The sequence below is a fragment of the Streptomyces sp. NBC_00310 genome, from assembly GCF_036208085.1.
Classification (GTDB): Bacteria; Actinomycetota; Actinomycetes; order Streptomycetales; family Streptomycetaceae; genus Streptomyces.
Window position 1 is genome coordinate 763,864 of the sequence record NZ_CP130714.1, and the last position, 15,529, is coordinate 779,392.

At 67.8% G+C, this 15,529-nt stretch carries 13 protein-coding genes and 4 pseudogenes; 9 read left to right on the plus strand and 8 right to left on the minus strand.

Annotated elements, in window-relative coordinates:
• Positions 1 to 30: 30 nt before the first annotated feature.
• Entirely contained in the window at positions 31 to 1,353 is a 1,323-nt protein-coding gene (locus OG202_RS03265; RefSeq protein WP_327731536.1) for an FAD-binding oxidoreductase, read from the minus strand.
• Entirely contained in the window at positions 1,350 to 2,018 is a 669-nt protein-coding gene (locus OG202_RS03270) for a TetR/AcrR family transcriptional regulator (RefSeq protein ID WP_327731535.1), read from the minus strand. The genes OG202_RS03265 and OG202_RS03270 overlap by 4 nt, the downstream gene beginning before the upstream one ends.
• A gap of 243 nt (positions 2,019 to 2,261) precedes the next feature.
• Between OG202_RS03270 and OG202_RS03275 the strand changes: the two genes are divergently transcribed.
• From OG202_RS03275 to OG202_RS03285, 3 genes are all read left to right on the plus strand, one after another.
• A complete protein-coding gene (locus tag OG202_RS03275) occupies positions 2,262 to 2,669 on the plus strand; it encodes a hypothetical protein (RefSeq protein ID WP_326585056.1) in 408 nt (135 codons plus the stop codon).
• Positions 2,670 to 3,088: 419 nt separating this feature from the next.
• The gene (locus OG202_RS03280; protein ID WP_327731534.1) at positions 3,089 to 4,525 is read left to right on the plus strand and encodes an FG-GAP and VCBS repeat-containing protein; all 1,437 of its coding nucleotides are present in this window, start codon (positions 3,089 to 3,091) and stop codon (positions 4,523 to 4,525) included.
• 1,011 nt (positions 4,526 to 5,536) lie between these two features.
• Entirely contained in the window at positions 5,537 to 6,499 is a 963-nt protein-coding gene (locus OG202_RS03285; protein ID WP_327731533.1) for a tyrosine-type recombinase/integrase, read from the plus strand.
• Between the two features lie 36 nt (positions 6,500 to 6,535).
• Here the strand turns inward: OG202_RS03285 and OG202_RS46330 are convergent, their stop codons facing one another.
• The 4 genes and pseudogenes from OG202_RS46330 to OG202_RS03300 form a co-directional block, all read right to left on the minus strand.
• On the minus strand, positions 6,536 to 6,748 hold the full coding sequence (locus OG202_RS46330; RefSeq protein ID WP_443052194.1) for a helix-turn-helix domain-containing protein: 213 nt from the start codon (positions 6,746 to 6,748) through the stop codon (positions 6,536 to 6,538).
• Positions 6,745 to 7,272: a WhiB family transcriptional regulator gene (locus OG202_RS03290; protein WP_327732366.1), complete on the minus strand. Its 528-nt coding sequence runs from the start codon at positions 7,270 to 7,272 to the stop codon at positions 6,745 to 6,747. The genes OG202_RS46330 and OG202_RS03290 overlap by 4 nt, the downstream gene beginning before the upstream one ends.
• Positions 7,193 to 7,615, minus strand: a pseudogene (locus OG202_RS46335) (hypothetical protein); the annotation flags it as partial. The gene OG202_RS03290 and the pseudogene OG202_RS46335, both read right to left, overlap by 80 nt.
• A gap of 294 nt (positions 7,616 to 7,909) precedes the next feature.
• Positions 7,910 to 8,913: pseudogene (locus OG202_RS03300) on the minus strand (IS5 family transposase).
• Here OG202_RS03300 and OG202_RS03305 point away from each other — a divergent pair.
• Complete coding sequence (locus OG202_RS03305; RefSeq protein ID WP_327731427.1) at positions 8,912 to 9,670, plus strand: tyrosine-type recombinase/integrase; 759 nt, start codon at positions 8,912 to 8,914, stop codon at positions 9,668 to 9,670. The pseudogene OG202_RS03300 and the gene OG202_RS03305 overlap by 2 nt on opposite strands.
• A 6-nt stretch (positions 9,671 to 9,676) precedes the next feature.
• On the opposite strand, the gene OG202_RS03310 is transcribed toward OG202_RS03305, so the two are convergent.
• On the minus strand, positions 9,677 to 10,480 hold the full coding sequence (locus OG202_RS03310) for a GNAT family N-acetyltransferase (protein ID WP_327731426.1): 804 nt from the start codon (positions 10,478 to 10,480) through the stop codon (positions 9,677 to 9,679).
• A 128-nt stretch (positions 10,481 to 10,608) separates the two neighbouring features.
• Here OG202_RS03310 and OG202_RS03315 point away from each other — a divergent pair, with 128 nt between their 5' ends.
• The 5 genes and pseudogenes from OG202_RS03315 to OG202_RS03335 all read left to right on the plus strand — a co-directional run bounded on the left by OG202_RS03315 (position 10,609) and on the right by OG202_RS03335 (position 14,723).
• The gene (locus OG202_RS03315; protein WP_319264360.1) at positions 10,609 to 10,896 is read left to right on the plus strand and encodes a hypothetical protein; all 288 of its coding nucleotides are present in this window, start codon (positions 10,609 to 10,611) and stop codon (positions 10,894 to 10,896) included.
• A 5-nt stretch (positions 10,897 to 10,901) separates the two neighbouring features.
• Positions 10,902 to 12,161, plus strand: a complete 1,260-nt coding sequence (locus tag OG202_RS03320; RefSeq protein ID WP_327732362.1) for a DNA cytosine methyltransferase — start codon at positions 10,902 to 10,904, stop codon at positions 12,159 to 12,161.
• On the plus strand, positions 12,161 to 13,285 hold the full coding sequence (locus OG202_RS03325) for a DnaB-like helicase N-terminal domain-containing protein (protein WP_327731425.1): 1,125 nt from the start codon (positions 12,161 to 12,163) through the stop codon (positions 13,283 to 13,285). The genes OG202_RS03320 and OG202_RS03325 overlap by 1 nt, the downstream gene beginning before the upstream one ends.
• A 926-nt stretch (positions 13,286 to 14,211) precedes the next feature.
• Positions 14,212 to 14,259: pseudogene (locus OG202_RS03330) on the plus strand (hypothetical protein); the annotation flags it as partial.
• Between the two features lie 62 nt (positions 14,260 to 14,321).
• The gene (locus OG202_RS03335) at positions 14,322 to 14,723 is read left to right on the plus strand and encodes a DUF317 domain-containing protein (RefSeq protein ID WP_327731424.1); all 402 of its coding nucleotides are present in this window, start codon (positions 14,322 to 14,324) and stop codon (positions 14,721 to 14,723) included.
• 493 nt (positions 14,724 to 15,216) lie between these two features.
• Here the strand turns inward: OG202_RS03335 and OG202_RS03340 are convergent.
• A pseudogene (locus OG202_RS03340) lies at positions 15,217 to 15,510 on the minus strand (helix-turn-helix domain-containing protein); the annotation flags it as partial.
• Positions 15,511 to 15,529 lie beyond the last annotated feature (19 nt).

A 15,529-nucleotide genomic window follows, 5' to 3' on the forward strand; every position in this document is an offset into this window, starting at 1 on the left:
TAAGTCCCCGGTACGCCCCGGAAGCCGCTCTCACCGCAGCGGGAAGTTGCGGTCGAACACGTTCTCCGGGTCGTACCGGGCCTTGAGCGCGCGCAGCCGGGTCAGGACCGGCTCGGGGAACGCCTCGGCGAGGACCTCGGGGGAGCGGCGGGTGTCGAAGCTGAGATACACGCCGTTCACCTCGGGGGCGAGCCTTGCCCAGTGGGCGTCGAGGGAGTGCTCCCGCTCGGGCACGGTCGCGGAGAGCAGTTGGAAGTTCTGGGTGCGGTGGGTGTAGGCGGTGGCCGAGGGACTGACGTCGTTGACCGCGCCGCCCACCGAACGGAACTGCCCCATCAGTACCTGCCCCGACGCCAGCGCCTCCTCGAGGGAGCGGGCGGTGTGCGGGGAGACGCGGTCGAGCAGTCCGGAGCGGGTGGCGCCCAGGCCCTGCCCTTGGTGCGGGGCGCCGCCGACCGGCACCAGCGCCGGGTACGAGGCGAGCACCGCCTCCTGGCGCAGCAGCGGGCCCAGGCCCAGCAGGGGGGTCAACACCCGCTGGGCGGCGTCCGGTCGGTCTCCGGCGTAGACCGCGGCGACGTGGGCCATGGCCGGGCGGCCCGGAGCGGCGGGCATGAGGGTGAGGAAGCTCGTGAGCTCACGGGGCGCGGCCTCGAGGACGGCTCCCCACTCCTCGACGAGCGGCGCGGTTTCCCGCGCGTCGAAGATCAGGTTGGCGAAGACGACGTCGCCGGTCTCGGACGCCTCCAACTCCACCGCCGTGACGACGCCGAAGTTGCCGCCCGCGCCCCGGACCGCCCAGAACAGGTCGGGGTGGTGCTCCGCGTCGGCGCGGACGAAAGTGCCGTCGGCCAGGACGATTTCGACCGCCGTCACATGGTCGATGGTCAGCCCGTCCCGCCGCGCGAACCAGCCCATGCCGCCCGCGGTGACCAGCCCGCCCACGCCCACGCCGCCGGTGTCTCCGGAGCTGATGGCGAGCCCGTGCGGGGCGAGGAGCTGCGCGACTCTCCCCCACCGGGCGCCCGCGCCGATCCGGACCCGGCGTCGCGTCCGGTCCAGCACCGCGACGTCGTCGAGGCGGGAGACGTCAACGACGACACCGCCGTCGTTGGTCGACCGTCCGCTGATGCCATGCCCGCCGCTGCGCACGGACACCACTGTTCCCCTGCTGCGGGCGTACGCCAGTGCCACGGCCGTCTCCTCCACGCTCTCGGGGAAGATCACCATGGCCGGGGCGCCCCGGTGCACGTATCCGTGGCGCACCCGCTCGTAGCGGGCGTCGGACGGCAGGACCGTCCGGCCGGTGAGGGACGGGGGTAACGCGACGTGGGTGAGGCTCTGTTCCGTCATGATGGATAGGTCCCTTCGGAGGACTCGGGAGGATCGACAGGCTCGGCCTGATCGATGGGATCGATGGGATCGAGGGGCTCAAGGAGGCACCGGAGGGTGCGCGTCAGGTAGGCCACGAGCCGCTCCGGCGGCATCTCGGCCACCGGGCCGCCGCGCAGTACATACCGGCTGAAGATGACGCCGATGAGCTGGGAGGCGAGCAGGTCGACGCGCTCGTCCGCGTCGGGCCCACTCAGCACCGTGCGGTATGCCTCCGCACTGCTGCGCCGCATCGCCGCGTACAGGCCGGTCGCGGCCTGCTCGTCGGAGGCAGCGCTACGGATCAGCGCGAGGAACGGATCGTTGCCGTCGGCGTGTTCCATGCGTTCGACGAAGGCCCGTGCGATCCGGTCCGGCAGGGTCTCGGGCGGGCCGGGCAGCAGTTCGGGCAGGTCCCGGGGGCCGGGCACGGCCGCGAGAAACAGCTGCTCCTTCGAGCCGAAGTGCCGCATGACCAGACCGTGCGTGACACCGGCCCGCCCCGCGATCTCCCGGATGGTGGCACGGGTGTAACCCCGCTCGGCGAACGCGGCCCGCGCCGCCTCCAGGATCGCCTCGCGGTGGACCTCGGGGGCACGGACGCGTTTCCTGACGACGGCAGGGGCGCTGGGACGTTCGCTACTCACCCCCTTAATGTACATCTGGTCATTAGTGCCGCTCCTGGCCGCCCCTGGCCGCCCCGCTCGAAACACCCGGTCATTCGGCATTCCGACCCCGCCGAAGTGGCGTACACCGGCCAGGGAACGGAGAATTCTTCTTGGTCCTGGACGATTCTGTTCACCTCGCGCGCAGCGAGCGGATCTCAGCCGGCCCAGGTTCCTGGCGCTTCAGAAGCTCTCGCTGGGCGCGGTCGCAAGAACGGAGGCGGCATGACTAATCCCCGAACCGTCCTGATGCAGGCGAGCCAAGGTCCCGTCCCGGAGAATTGGCGGGTCTTCACCAAGAAGCGGGGGAAACTGTCCGGCTTCCTGCGCGGGACATCGGATGATCCGGATCCGCTGCTGGTCATCACCCCTGACGAGGTCATCGAGTACAAAGACGAACGCAAGCCGCTGAAGATCGTCAATTTCTACGATCTAGCTGGAATAACGCTGAAGGCGACCGCAAGAACCACCTCCGACAGCATGCTGGCGAACATTGACGTATGGGTGGAGCTCAACTATCGCGACGGCCGGAAGGACAAGTGGCGATCCACATCCTTCGCGAACGACCTGCAGACGATTCAGGGGTTCATCGAGGCGTACGGGGTCCACCAGGCACTGCGAGGGCGCTACTGACCTCTGGCCCGTCGGGCGCTCGATGGCGCCCGACGGGCCATGTCGCGTGTCAAGGGCGTCAGGTCGCAGCCCCTCCTTTCCACAGTGGCGACCTCGGTGCTGCGGGGGAACATGGTCGGCTCGTACTCGGTGAGCGAGACCTCGATGTCTTCGGGGTGCGTGGCGTAGTGGGGCGCGGAACCGGTGCGGTGTCGCTGTCGGTGATCAGAGTGAGCGCCGCGTAGGCGTGCAGGGCGTCGCCGCTCAATCAGGGATGCGGGCTGACCGGTTCGGCTCGTGCTGGTCTCGAGGGCGGGCGCCGGCACGGCTCAAGTCGTGTCCACCGGGCGGTCACCTGCACACAACCGTTCGCACACCTCGTGAGTCACACCTCCACAAACCTTTGCCCTCATTTCGTCTTTTGACTATGGGAGTTCACCGTGCGCGCACGCACCCTGGCCGCCACCGCCGTCGTGGCGGCACTCACCGCAGCCGGCCTGACCCTGCCGCTCGCCGGGAGCGCTGCGGCTGCACCGACTCCGCGATTCGACTTCAACGGCGACGGATACGCGGACATCGCGGTCGGCATGCCCAACGCCACGGTGAACGGCAAGGCCAGGGCCGGCTACATCAGCGTGATCTATGGCGGTCCGCAGAGCCCGAGCCAGTCCACCGGCGTCATCAGCCAGGCTGAGGCCGGCATACCCGGCACGCCCGAGGCCGGCGACCGCTTCGGCTCCTCCGTGGCACCCGTCGACGTCAACGGCGACGGCGTCTTCGAGCTCGTCGTCGGCGCGAGCGGCGAGTCGCTCACCTCCGAGCAGCTCAAGGACGAGGGCACCATCACCGTCGTGGACGGCTCGGAGTGGAACGTCAAGGGCACCACCGTGGCCAGGGGCACGTCCGAGTACAGCAGCATCGGCCGCACCATCACCACGGGTGACTACGATGGCGACGGCGACACAGACCTCGCGTACGGCGAGAACGACGAGGAGGGCGGCGCGCTCCGGTTCCGCCCGGGTCCACTCACCGCCGCCCCGGTGACCACCACCACCTTGCGCAACTACGGCATGGGCGGCAGCACCCGCGACCTGGTCACCGGCGACTTCGACGGCGACGGCCGGGATGACCTCGCCACCGCCTGGCAGGCCTTGGACGACTCCGGCACCTTCATCACGCGCTGGGACGAGCAGGCCAAGCCCGCCCGCTGGTGGGCCGACGCCGACCGCGGCAGTGCGCTCGCCGCCGCCGACTTCGACGGGGACGGCACCGACGACCTCGCGGTCGGCCTCGTACAGCCCAATCCCGAGTCGGAGACGACGCATTGCCAGGACCGGCTCGGTGGTGCGCTGCTCCTGTTCAAGGGCTCGAAGACCGCGCAGTTCGGCACCGAGAACGACTGCATCACCCAGTCGAATCCGGAGGTCGGCGGTGCCGCCGAGGAGGGCGACGACTTCGGCGCCGCGCTGTCCGCCGGCGACCTGAACGGCGACAACCGCCCGGAACTGGTGGTCGGCGTGCCCGGAGAGGACGTGGGCACCGTGAAGGACGCGGGCGGATACGTCGTCATGAACGGCACGGAGCACGGCCTCTACGGCGGGCCGGCCCGTAGCCAGAGCACCCCGAACATGCCCGGCACGGCCGAGGCCGGCGACCGCTTCGGCGCCCAGGTGGCCGTCGGCGACTACAACCGCGACGGCCTGTGGGACACCGCGGTGAGCGCACCCGGGGAGAACGCCGGTGAGCCCAGGTCGGGTGGCGTCTGGTTCGCGCCGAGCAGCACCGAGGAGACGTACCCGCTGGGCAAGTCGCTGACCCCGTTCGGCTTCGCGCTGCCCATCGGGGCCATCAAGTACGGCGAAGTTCTGGGGTTCTAGGCATCCGCTCGCCCTTCGTCCCATGAACTCGCCCAGGGGCGAATCAGCGTCCCGTCTCGAACGGCTCCCTCGGCAGCGGCCGCAGTGTGCTGGACGACGTGGACGCGGCCCGGGCGGGCGCTGCACTTCGGGGCGGGGCCGGCTGTCGGTGCGAGGCACTGCCAGGTGTCGGCCCGTGACTCACGCGAGGATCACGGTGGCGAACTGGTCGCGGGCGGCGGGTCGAGGGCCTCGCCGGCCGAGTTTCCGCGCAGGCCCCGCGAGCGTCGTGACGGAGCCTGACGCCGTGCGCAGGCTCACCGAACACGCCCGCACCGGCTCGCCCAGTGATTCGAGCATCCTCTTCCTGAACTTCCTGACAGAGTCCCCTCCCCTTCACTGCCGCCGCATCGACGGGCGCCAGGTCGGGGGCACGCTCACGCATCGCCCCCTCATGCTGGACCGCCCATGGCGCAATCGGCGCAGAGCCTCAGGCACCCTGGCACGCTCATGAGGGTCCATGCGCGTGACCTTCGCTACCGCAAGGTCGATACTTCCAGCAGATGCGACTCCGCCGACCCCTGCCCGACCTCTCCAGACACCTGACGCCCCGTCATCAAGGTCGGTAGTGAGCCGACATCCGTATCCGCCGCAGTCCGCCCACGAGCGCCACGAACCACCAAGGTCGACAACTGGCCGAACCTGTGATGACCTGCAAAGGCCCAGGCCGGAGGCTCGTCTCATCGTCTCACCAGGAGGTACCCATGAAGATGCTGATCAACGTCTCTTAGTTTGGCGCGGCCGCAGGTCAGGACCATGCTGAGGGCCCCTTGGTCAGCAAACTCCCAGCATGAGTCAGGAGACGTGACGTTGGCGACCCAAATCGTCCGTGGAATGGGCAGTTCGTACAAGAGTTGCGCCTGCTCGCGCAAGAGCCGATGCTCCCACCCATACGTCATTCGCTACCGTGATGCTACGGGACGTCAGCGCGAGGAGACCGGCTACGCGACACAGGCGAGCGCACTTGAGCGCTTGAGCAAGATCTACGACGATAAGCGCAATACACCGCCCCAACAGGCGGAACTCAGGCGCATGATTGGGAATGAGCGTTTCGCTCCTTACGCATCCAAGTGGCTCACTCGGCAACGCCACTACGCACAAGGCAGCGTTCGCGCAGTCAATCAAGTACTCAACAGCCTTGTCTTCCCGGCGCTCGCATCGCGCCGGATGCATTCGTTCACATCAACAGTGGTCGAAGACTTCATTATGTCGATGGATGAGAGAAGTGTAGGTCTGGCCTCACAACAGAATGCCTTCGACATCCTTCGGAAGATTCTGCTTGACGCCCGTCGACGAGGCGGCATAGTCGAAGATCCCATCAGCGGAGTCATCCCACCTGAGTACATACCCCGAAAGATCACCATCCCAACGGTGGACGAAATCAATGCCCTCAAGGAAGTCGGCAGCGCCGAGTTGGGTGTCATCATCAACCTGATGTCCGGCAGTGGACTACGGAACGGCGAGGCGTACGCCGCCAATACAGAGCGTATGGTCGCGGATGACGTCTACCGCATCACCGAACAAATAGACGGTGTCTCTCGTAAACCGGCACGCCTCAAGCATCGAAAACACGGAGAGTTCCGGGAAACTCCAATGCCGGAGTCCGTCCGCGATTCACTCCTCAGGTTCGTGAAGGACCACGGAGTGGACGCGAACGGGTATCTGCTCCGAACGCAGCGCTCCCCCCATTGGGCGCACACAACTCTCCAGTACCAGTGGGGCGCCGCGAAGAAGCGAGCAGGAATCACCAAGCCGCTGACCGCCTACTCTCTGCGCCACTTCTTCGCCTCCAACTGCCTATGCAGCGGGATCCCCGTCACAGATGTAGCTGAGTGGATGGGTCACAAGGACATCAACATGACCTTCAAGATCTACCGCCACCTTATGCCGGCCTCTATCGGCCGGGCCGCGAAGCTCCTCAACAAGGGTCTGTAGACAGGAAGAGGGGCCGGGATGAATCCCGGCCCCTCTTCAGGAGACTCTCTGCTGCCGCGCCCAACTGTCCAGGTCTTCGACCTTGAACCGAAGCTTTCCACCAAAGTAATAGCGAGGAATCCCATGACGTCTGGACTCGCGGTACATCCAGCGCCGACTCAGACCGAGATGCGTAGCCGCTTGGCCAACCCCCAGGTATGAGCAGACGTTTTCTTCGCTGTCGATACGGCGAGAATCATTTTCCCTCATGGAGTGATCGCCTCACAGATACTTCGGAAAGTTGCAGGCGATCCAGCGTTGACAAGGGCAACAACCCTCCGCTCTCGGCGCAGGAGCTTCTTCACATGCCCTTCCGACACCTTGAGAACCTGGGCAAGCCTCAGGGTTGGTGCCCCCGACTCGACAGCGCGCCGGATCAGATCCTCCCGCTCTCCCTTGGTGAGGTACACATCCTTCCCCGAGAGAGCAGCAGAAACCCGTTCAGGATCGCGTCGGAGGTCGAAAAAGTGTCGAGAAGCCTTGCGTTCGGACTCGGTCATCCCACCGCGGATGCCGCTCGCGTCACCAACCTCCAGAGCCGCTTCCAGGCACACACTCCTGACCTGGCAGCCCGAGCAAATCCGCTTCGCCAAACCGATCCGCTGTTCATCCGCAGTCGGCCCGGGAAAGAAGAGATCAGCATCTCGCACTACCTCAATGGACCGTGCACACGCAGCGCTGTCCTGCCAGGTTTGGTCTCCTCTGACTCGGGGCTCGGTGCTCCCTACGTGCATCCCTGGCACTACCCACTCCGTCGCTCTCGTTAGACCACGGGCCGCATGCGGCCCAACAGATGACGCAAGCATCCGCAGAAGCACCGGTTTCGCTAACCGGGAGTCCTGGGCTATCTTGCCGCTGGCCATACGAGTGCGAAGGTGCTGGTGTACGGCTTGTCCAGGTCCATTGCCACGAATCTTTGACATGGGCTATGTCGGCTGGGGCCAGGGGAGTTGATGTCGTTTCGAGTGCTGTCTCGTAGGCGATGGGACTGCGTTGCCCGAAGCTGCAGTGGCGGCGTCGGGTGTTGTAGCGGTGCAGCCAGCGGAACAGGTCGAGGCGGACTTCGCGCTCGTCGGCCCAGCCCCTGCAGCCCTGGAGTGTCTCCCGCTTGCAGGTGGCGTTGAAGGACTTGGCGAGTCTGCGAAGGCAAGATACGCCGCGAAGCCATTCGCTGCCTCAAACGCTACGTCGCCCGCGAGATCTATCAGGCGATCGTCACGCTCCGACCGAATATGAACAAGTCAAGATCAACTGTTTGACATCCATAGGGCATCAACTCGCGATCGTCTATCGCTCTGCAGCCGTGCTGGCTGCGATCATCGCCTGGCTACGGAGTGAGAGACACGACCTAGGGAGCGTATTTAGTTGTGATCAAGGGGTGGCTCGTGTGAGGTCCTTGAGCCAGATCATCGAGGCGCGCAGGTGGAGGCCGGCGAGGTAGCTGTCCGGGGTCTTGTCGTAGCGGGTGGCGATGCCTCGCCATGCCTTCATCCTGTTGATCGCGCGTTCGATGGTGTTCCGTTCCTTGTAGAGCTCGGTGTCGTGGCTGACGGGCCTGCCACCCCTGCTTCCCTTCTTCTTCCGGTTGGCGGTCTGGTCCTTCTTCTCCGGGATCACCGCCTTGATGCCGCGTTTACGCAGGTAGGCGCGGTTACCGCGGGACGAGTAAGCCTTGTCTCCGGCAACCGCGTCGGGCCGGGTGCGGGGACGGCCGGCAGGCCCGCGCACCCGCACCTTCTTCAGGACAGGGATGAACTGCGGGCTGTCCGCCGCCTGGCCCGCGGTCAGGAGGAGGGCCAGGGGGCGGCACTTCCGATCGGCGGCGAGGTGGACCTTGCTGGTCTGCCCGCCCCTGGAACGTCCCAGGAGGGCGGCCTTCAGCCGGAGTTTCCGTCGGTGCCGGATGCGTCGCCGCTCCTCCCGCCCGGCATCGATCTCGGCGTCCTGCCCGTCTTGTTCTTCGAAGCTGCCCCTTTTGATCTGGCCTTCTCTGCCTCGGTGGCTGCCTTCTCCAGGGCGGTGAGGACGTCCTCGCCCAGGTGCATCCCGGCAGCGTCGTGGTGAGCGCGCGCAGTGGTGGAGTCGATGCTGACCAGGGACAGATCCACCTCACCCCGTTTCGCGGCTTCCGCGATCAGGCCCTCCAGCAGGGCCTCGAAGACGCAGGCGTCACGCCACTGCCGGAAGCGGTTGTGGACGGTCGACCAGGCGCCGAACTCCTGCGGCATCTCCCGCCACTGTCCGCCCGTCTTGAACCGCCAGATCACACCCTCGAACTGCTGCCGCAGCCGCTCGGGGTACGGGCCGTACTCGCCGATCGGCAGATACGGCCCGATGAACTCCCACTCGGCATCCGTCAGTTGCACTCGCGTCATGCAAGAAGGTCTATCGGTCCATGCCCTGCCGCGAGGGCGAATCCCGCAGATTGATCACGACTCAATACGCTCCCTAAACCACAACATCCTCCCGGCCCTCTGCCACAAGTCCGGCGTCCCGCAGACCGACTCCCGCGGCGCGCTGACCAGCCACCGCGCCCGCGCCACCATCGCCACCCAACTCCTCAACGCCCGCGAGCCGCTAACCCTCAACGACCTGCAGCAATGGCTCGGACACAAACACCCCGCCAGCACCCGCTACTACGCCGCGATCCTGCAACGCACCCTCACCGCCGCCTACAAGAAAGCTGACTACTTCGCCCGCAACGTCCGCACCATCCAGGTCCTCATCGACCGCGAGTCCATCCTCACCGGCGCCGCCGCCGGCGGCGAACAGCCCTGGAAGCACTACGACCTGGGCGACGGCTACTGCAGCTACGACTTCCTCGCCAAATGCCCCCACCGCCTGGCCTGCGCACGCTGCCCCTTCTACGTCCCCAAACAGTCCACCCGCGGCCAGCTCCTGGCCGTCAAGGACGGCATCGATCAGATGCTCGAGCAACTCGACCTCACCAATGACGAGCGCGAAGCCCTCGAAGGAGACCGCGAGGCCGTCACTGCACTCGCCGAACGGCTCGCAGACACTCCCACTCCCGCTGGACCGACACCACGTGAACTCGGAACAAGTGACAGCTTCATCCCCTTGACCCAGCTGATCAAGACCATCACGCCACCGAACGAGGAAGACCCCCAGTAACTGCACTCACCCGCCCAGGCGCACACTCAGCTGACCGCCCATCGCCCGAAACCCGAGCGCAGCCGCCACTCGCCGGGAACCCGGGGGACGCGCCCGCCACTGAGGCAGCAGACCAGCATCAAGTGCGTGCGCCACCGCAGCGGAGGCCACCTGCCGCGCCAGACCGCGCCCCCGCCGCTGCGGAACCGTCAGCACACACAGGTGCGCAGTCGAGGACGGCCACAACTCGTACCCCGCCGCGGCCAGGACCTCCGAGCCGTCACGCACGACGAACACCGGAGAGTCGATCTCCTCGATACCGCTCTCGCCCGCATCGTCCGACCCCACTGACTCCACCAGCCTACGGATGTCCCCATGGACCGGGGGCAGGCTCGTGATCCGTGCACCGTCCAGACCAGGGCGGAAGTCGTCTCTTGAGAGATAGGCCAGCGCAGCCGGGCCGAGCACATCAGTAACAGCCACCCTCGCGCGAAGCTCGCTGGAGCACACAAGAGAAGGCACCGGCACCTGCTCCAGAGCCTGGCGCAGCAGGCCAGCCTGCGCCTCACCCGGCGCCGTGACGATCGCCGCGTCGCCCAACTGCACAATCCCTGCCCAGGAGGGCGGGCACAGCCGCGAACCGGGAGAGGCGGCAATCGCTATTCCCCCGCTCGACGGAAACGACAGCGGCACAGCCGCCAACTGCTCCCACAGGCCGCGCGCACGGGCCATCACCCGGTCATCAGTCATGACCAGATCCTGCCACTCAGCGATCACCGCATGTCCGGACGTCAGGCAACGCACCCCCACCCCGCTGACCTCCAGATACACCGACCAACCCCGTCAGCGCCTACAGAAGAAAGGACACGACCCTGTCTCAATTCTCAATAACTTGCCCATTCCATGGAAACGCACAGTGGAGGAATATCCGGGACAGCAGTCCGGAGGAATGGGCGGACGTGGTCGCGTTCGACGCAGACATCCGCCAGGGCAACGCACGCGCGAACGCCTCCGGGAACCGGCTGCTGGGCCAGGCTTTCCTGCACCGCTCCCGTGTCCCGCTCGACCAGGCCCCCATCGACCACGTCACCGCCGCGGAGTGGGCTGCGCGCCAGCAGGAACTCGACGATGGTGCCGCCACGGTGGAGGAGCTGGAGAACGGCGTGGTCGACGGCTGCTCTCCCTGGGCCTGCCGCGGAGCCTCCGAGCACGAGCCGGTGCAGGACGACTTCGGACTGGCCTCGTGAGGCGGATCATCCTCGATCTGTTCGCCGGGCCCGGCGGCTGGAGCCACGCGCTCACCGTCCTCGGCGCGCGGGACATCGGCCTGGAGTGGGACGAGTGGGCCTGCAAGACCCGGGCCATGGCAGGGCAGTTGACGATCCGGACCGATGTCGCCCGCTATCCGACGTGGATCTTCTCCGGCCGGATCCTCGGGCTGATTGCCTCCCCGCCGTGTCAGGCATGGAGCATGGCGGGCAAGCGCCTCGGTCTGGTCGACCAGCCGCTCGTCCACCAGGCCGTCGCCGACCTCGCGGCCGGACGCGACACCCGCGAGCAGCTGCTCGGCGCGTGCGCGGACGAACGCTCTCTCCTGGCGGCCGAGCCCATGCGCTACCTGCATGCCCTGAACACCGTGGGCGAGCCCGAGTGGGTGGCCATGGAAGAGGTCCCCGACGTTCTGCCGTTGTGGAAGCAGTACGCGGCCATCCTGCGCGCTTGGGGCTTCTCGGCCTGGGTCGGCATTCTCAACGCCGCCGACTACGGTGTCCCGCAGACCAGGCGGAGGGCGATCTTGCTCGCCTCCCGGGTACGGACCGCCGAGCCCCCACCCCCCACGCATGCACAACTGGCCGAGCCGGAAAGCCTGTTCGGGCCCGGCCGCGCCCGCTGGGTGTCCATGGCGGAGGCCCTCGGCTGGGGCGCCACCGACCGGCCCGTGCCCACTGTGTGCGCGGGCGGCGGACCAGGCGGAGGCCCAGAGCCCTTCCCCTCCGGCTCCCGCAAGACCCTCACCGACGCCCGCGCCCGTGGCACCTGGGCACCCCGCCCCGAGGACGAGATCGTCCTGGCCTCCCGGCGAGAGGGCGCCGGCTGGACCGCCCGGCACGGCGCCCGCGACAACCGCCCCGCAGACGCTCCAGCCCCCACGTGCACTGCCGAGGCGCACCACTGGTCGTGGTCACTGCGCAGTAACAACCAGACCAACGCCACCATCCGCCGGTCCGACGAACCCGCCGGCACGCTCTTCTTCGGCCACCGAGCCAACGAGTGCACCTGGGTCGCCGAACCCACCGTCGAGGCAGCGGGGTCGGCACCGGAGCCGATCAAGATCACCGCCCGGGAAGCGGGCGTGCTGCAGAGCTTCCCCGCCGGCTATCCGTGGCAAGGCAACAAGGGCCAGATGTTCTCGCAGATCGGCAACGCCGTCCCCCCTCGCCTGGCCGCACACCTGCTCGCCCCGCACCTCAACATGCCCTTCAACCCTGCTGACTTCACCCTCGCCGCCTGATGCCCCACACACCCGATTCCCATGACGACGACGGCCTCGACCGCGTCCCGGCGCCGAAGCCCGTGCACTACGCCGAGCAGGCCCTGCTCGGCGCCCTCCTCCTCGAGCCTGCGCGTCTGGCCGACACCGAGCCCTTGACCGCCCACCACTTCGACAGCCACACCCACGCCGCGTTGTTCACCGCGATCCGCACGCTCCCCCCGCCCGGCCCCGCCGCCCACACCAAGGACACCGCCTGGCTCAACGCGGTGCTGGACCACGCCCGTCCTCACGCTCGCGGCCTGAGCGCCTCCTACCTCCACGCCCTCATCCAGTTCTGCCCGCAGCCCAAGCACGCTGCGGCATACGCCAGGATGATCCGTGCCGACAACGCTCGCCGGATTCTGCGCGGGCACGCCGAGCGCCTCGCGTCCACCGCAACCGACCCGGGCCTGCCCAACCCGGTAGCCGCGACGCTCGGCCTGGCCGACGACATCGGCCGCGTCCTGGATTCCCTCGCCGAACAGTTCACCCCGCACCCCGGCTCCTTCCCCCGCACGGCACTCCCCCCGGATGTCCCACGGCAGACCGGCGAGGAAGACCTCGACGAAGAGCGCCTCCTCCTGGCGACCGCCACCGCCTATCCGGCAGAGGTCCAGCAGATGCGGTGGCTGACCGAGGCGGACTTCCTGCTGCCGCTGCACGCCGCGCTCTGGCAGTCCATCACGGCGCTGGTCCACCGCGGCGACATGGTCGACCCGGTCACCGTCCTCGGCGAGGCCCAGCACCGCGGGCTACTCACCGACTCCCTCACCCCCAAAGACCTGATGGCCCTGGTCTCCACGCCCGCCGGCTCCCCCGAGTACTGGGGCGAGAGAATCCTCCGGCGCGCCCTCCTCGCCCGCGCCCGCGCGGTTGCCGACCGGATCACCGCCTACACCGACGACACCGCGAACACCCCCCACCAGCTCATCACCGGCAGCCGCCGCGCCCTGGCCGAGCTCAACTCCCCGCGCACCCGCTGGAACCGCGCCACCACTCCAGCCCCATCGCCCGCCACCCGGCCCTCGGCACGCCCCACCCCGGCCCCCCGAGCCGGTCCGCCCAACCAGCCGGCCTTCACCTCCGCACGCGCCCACCGATGACCTCAATCACCGGACCCGGCCAACCCACCAGCCGGGACCGAACCCGAATCGAGCCCCACCTCCATGTCCGACCACCCGATCGACGCCCACGTCCGCTTCGACACCCACCCCGCCCACACCAGCGCCGTGACCGCCACCCTCACCGGCACCCACCACCGCGCCGCCCAGGCCCTCCTGGCCGCCCGCGGCTTCGAGAACCTCGACGACCACACCATGGTCCTGGCCCGGATCGACCACGAAGAGCCCTACTGGGCCCACCAAGCCACCCACGCCCTGCACGCCGAAGGCATCACCACCGAGATCACACCCCGGCTACGTAAAGCCATCGACGAGGAATGGACCTGGGCGAACTACCCCATGCACTGGCTGACCCGCGCTGAGGTACGGGAGGTCTCCAACGCAGCCCAATCCATCTACGACGACATCCGCCACGGCCGGCTCATCATCCACGCCCATGCCCACGACGGCTGGACCACCGTCGCCATCGGCACCTACCTCGACGGAGGGACCGTCGCCCTGCACGGCGAGAACCACCTGCGCTCCATCGCCGACAGACTCGAATCCCCCGTCCAGGCCCTCGCCTCCTTCCAACGCCTCCACGGCGACGCCGTACGCCCCGGACCCGCCCCCATGACCGACACCGAACGCCAGATCGCCGCCGCGGTCACCTCACTCGGGCCCCAGACGCTGGCGAACACGATCAGCCCACCCACGACGAACCGCCCGTCCCTCACACGGAGACCGTTCCCGTCTACGCCGCCGATCCTGGCGACCATGACGCTGTCCTCGACGAGTTCGTCGCCGAGCAGAGCGACTGGGAGAAGTGGCGGACCTTCTCCGACGACACCACGCACGTCATCCACGAGTCACAGACCCTGCGCATCCAGCTCCTGCACGAAGCGGACCCCCGCGAGGACGCCTGGACCATCGCCGCCTATGAGACGCCCGTCTCTGACCGGATGTGGCACCTCACCCTGACGGCAAACACCCCGGCCGGACTCCTGAACAGCCTTCTCATATCCCTCGCCCACGGGGAATGGGACACGAGCCTCGACAGCCCCATCACCGAGAAGAGCGTCACCCAGGTCGCCCGCCCCCTCACCGAGCCGGCTGGACATCCACGGCACAAGGACGCTGGCTGCACTGGAAGTCCGCCCAAGGAGACGCCGGACTCACGCTCGACGCCTTCGCCGCCAAGGACCCGAACGCCAGCCTCACTTCTTGGACCATCTGGGCAGGCGACAACCCCGACCGGCCCACCTGGGCCATCAACGCATCCACCTTCACTCCTGCCGACCTTCTCGCCGACCTCACCGAAGAACTCGCCCACGGAATCGGCTCCCGCCGGACCAGCCCTCAGCAACCGGCCAAGCACATCAGCACAGCACCCCCGCCAGCGTCCCCACCGCATGCCGCCGAAACCGGCCATCGACTCTGATGTGCCGGGCCCGCAGCCGAGTTGAGTCCCTGCCCGGCAGCACACCACCGCAGCAGTCGTGCCTCCCCACGAACGGACCCGAATCCGCTGCCGTCCTGAGCAGGGTCGTCATGCCCCGGTGGTACGCAGGGTTCACTTGGCGCAAGCCGGGCGAATTAGTGATGTGGCGGGCGGATGAGATGGAATCGGCCAAAGCCGCGCCGATCGGTCAACCCGCTCTCGTGATCCCGGATGCGTGCGCTGAACGCTTCGCTGGACGCTCTCGCTGCCCACTCCGCACCCCGCGTCGCCACGCCGAACACCGAAACCATCACCCAGGAGCTGGTGATGGCAACCCTTGGGGAGGTCTTTCCCGAGGTTACCGACACCACGGTGGAGGAGTTGGACGACGGCCCCGCGGGAGCTGCCCGAACTGACCGTCATCCGGCGTCTGGCCAGCCGTCGAACGAAAGGATCGGGCCCCCGTCCAGGTACGGCTTCACGGCGACCAGGGGCGGCCCGCGAGTTCGTGAACGATCCGGCGGGCACCCCACCGGGGATGCCGGCGACGCAGCTCGCAGATCTCGGCTTCCACCTCTGCCGACAGGGGGGTGGGGCTGTTTCGCGGGCGCCGAGAGCGGTCCAGCAGGCCGGGCATGCCCTCCTGCTCGAACCGCCGTCGCCAGCTGTGGAGAGTCTGACGCGAGGTGCCGTACCGGGCTGCGACCTCACCGATTGGAGACCCGCCGAGCACCTCGCGGACAGCCCAGTAGCGGTACTCGGCCAACTGCTGTACATCCACGACCATCGAGCGAAGCACCCCCGGC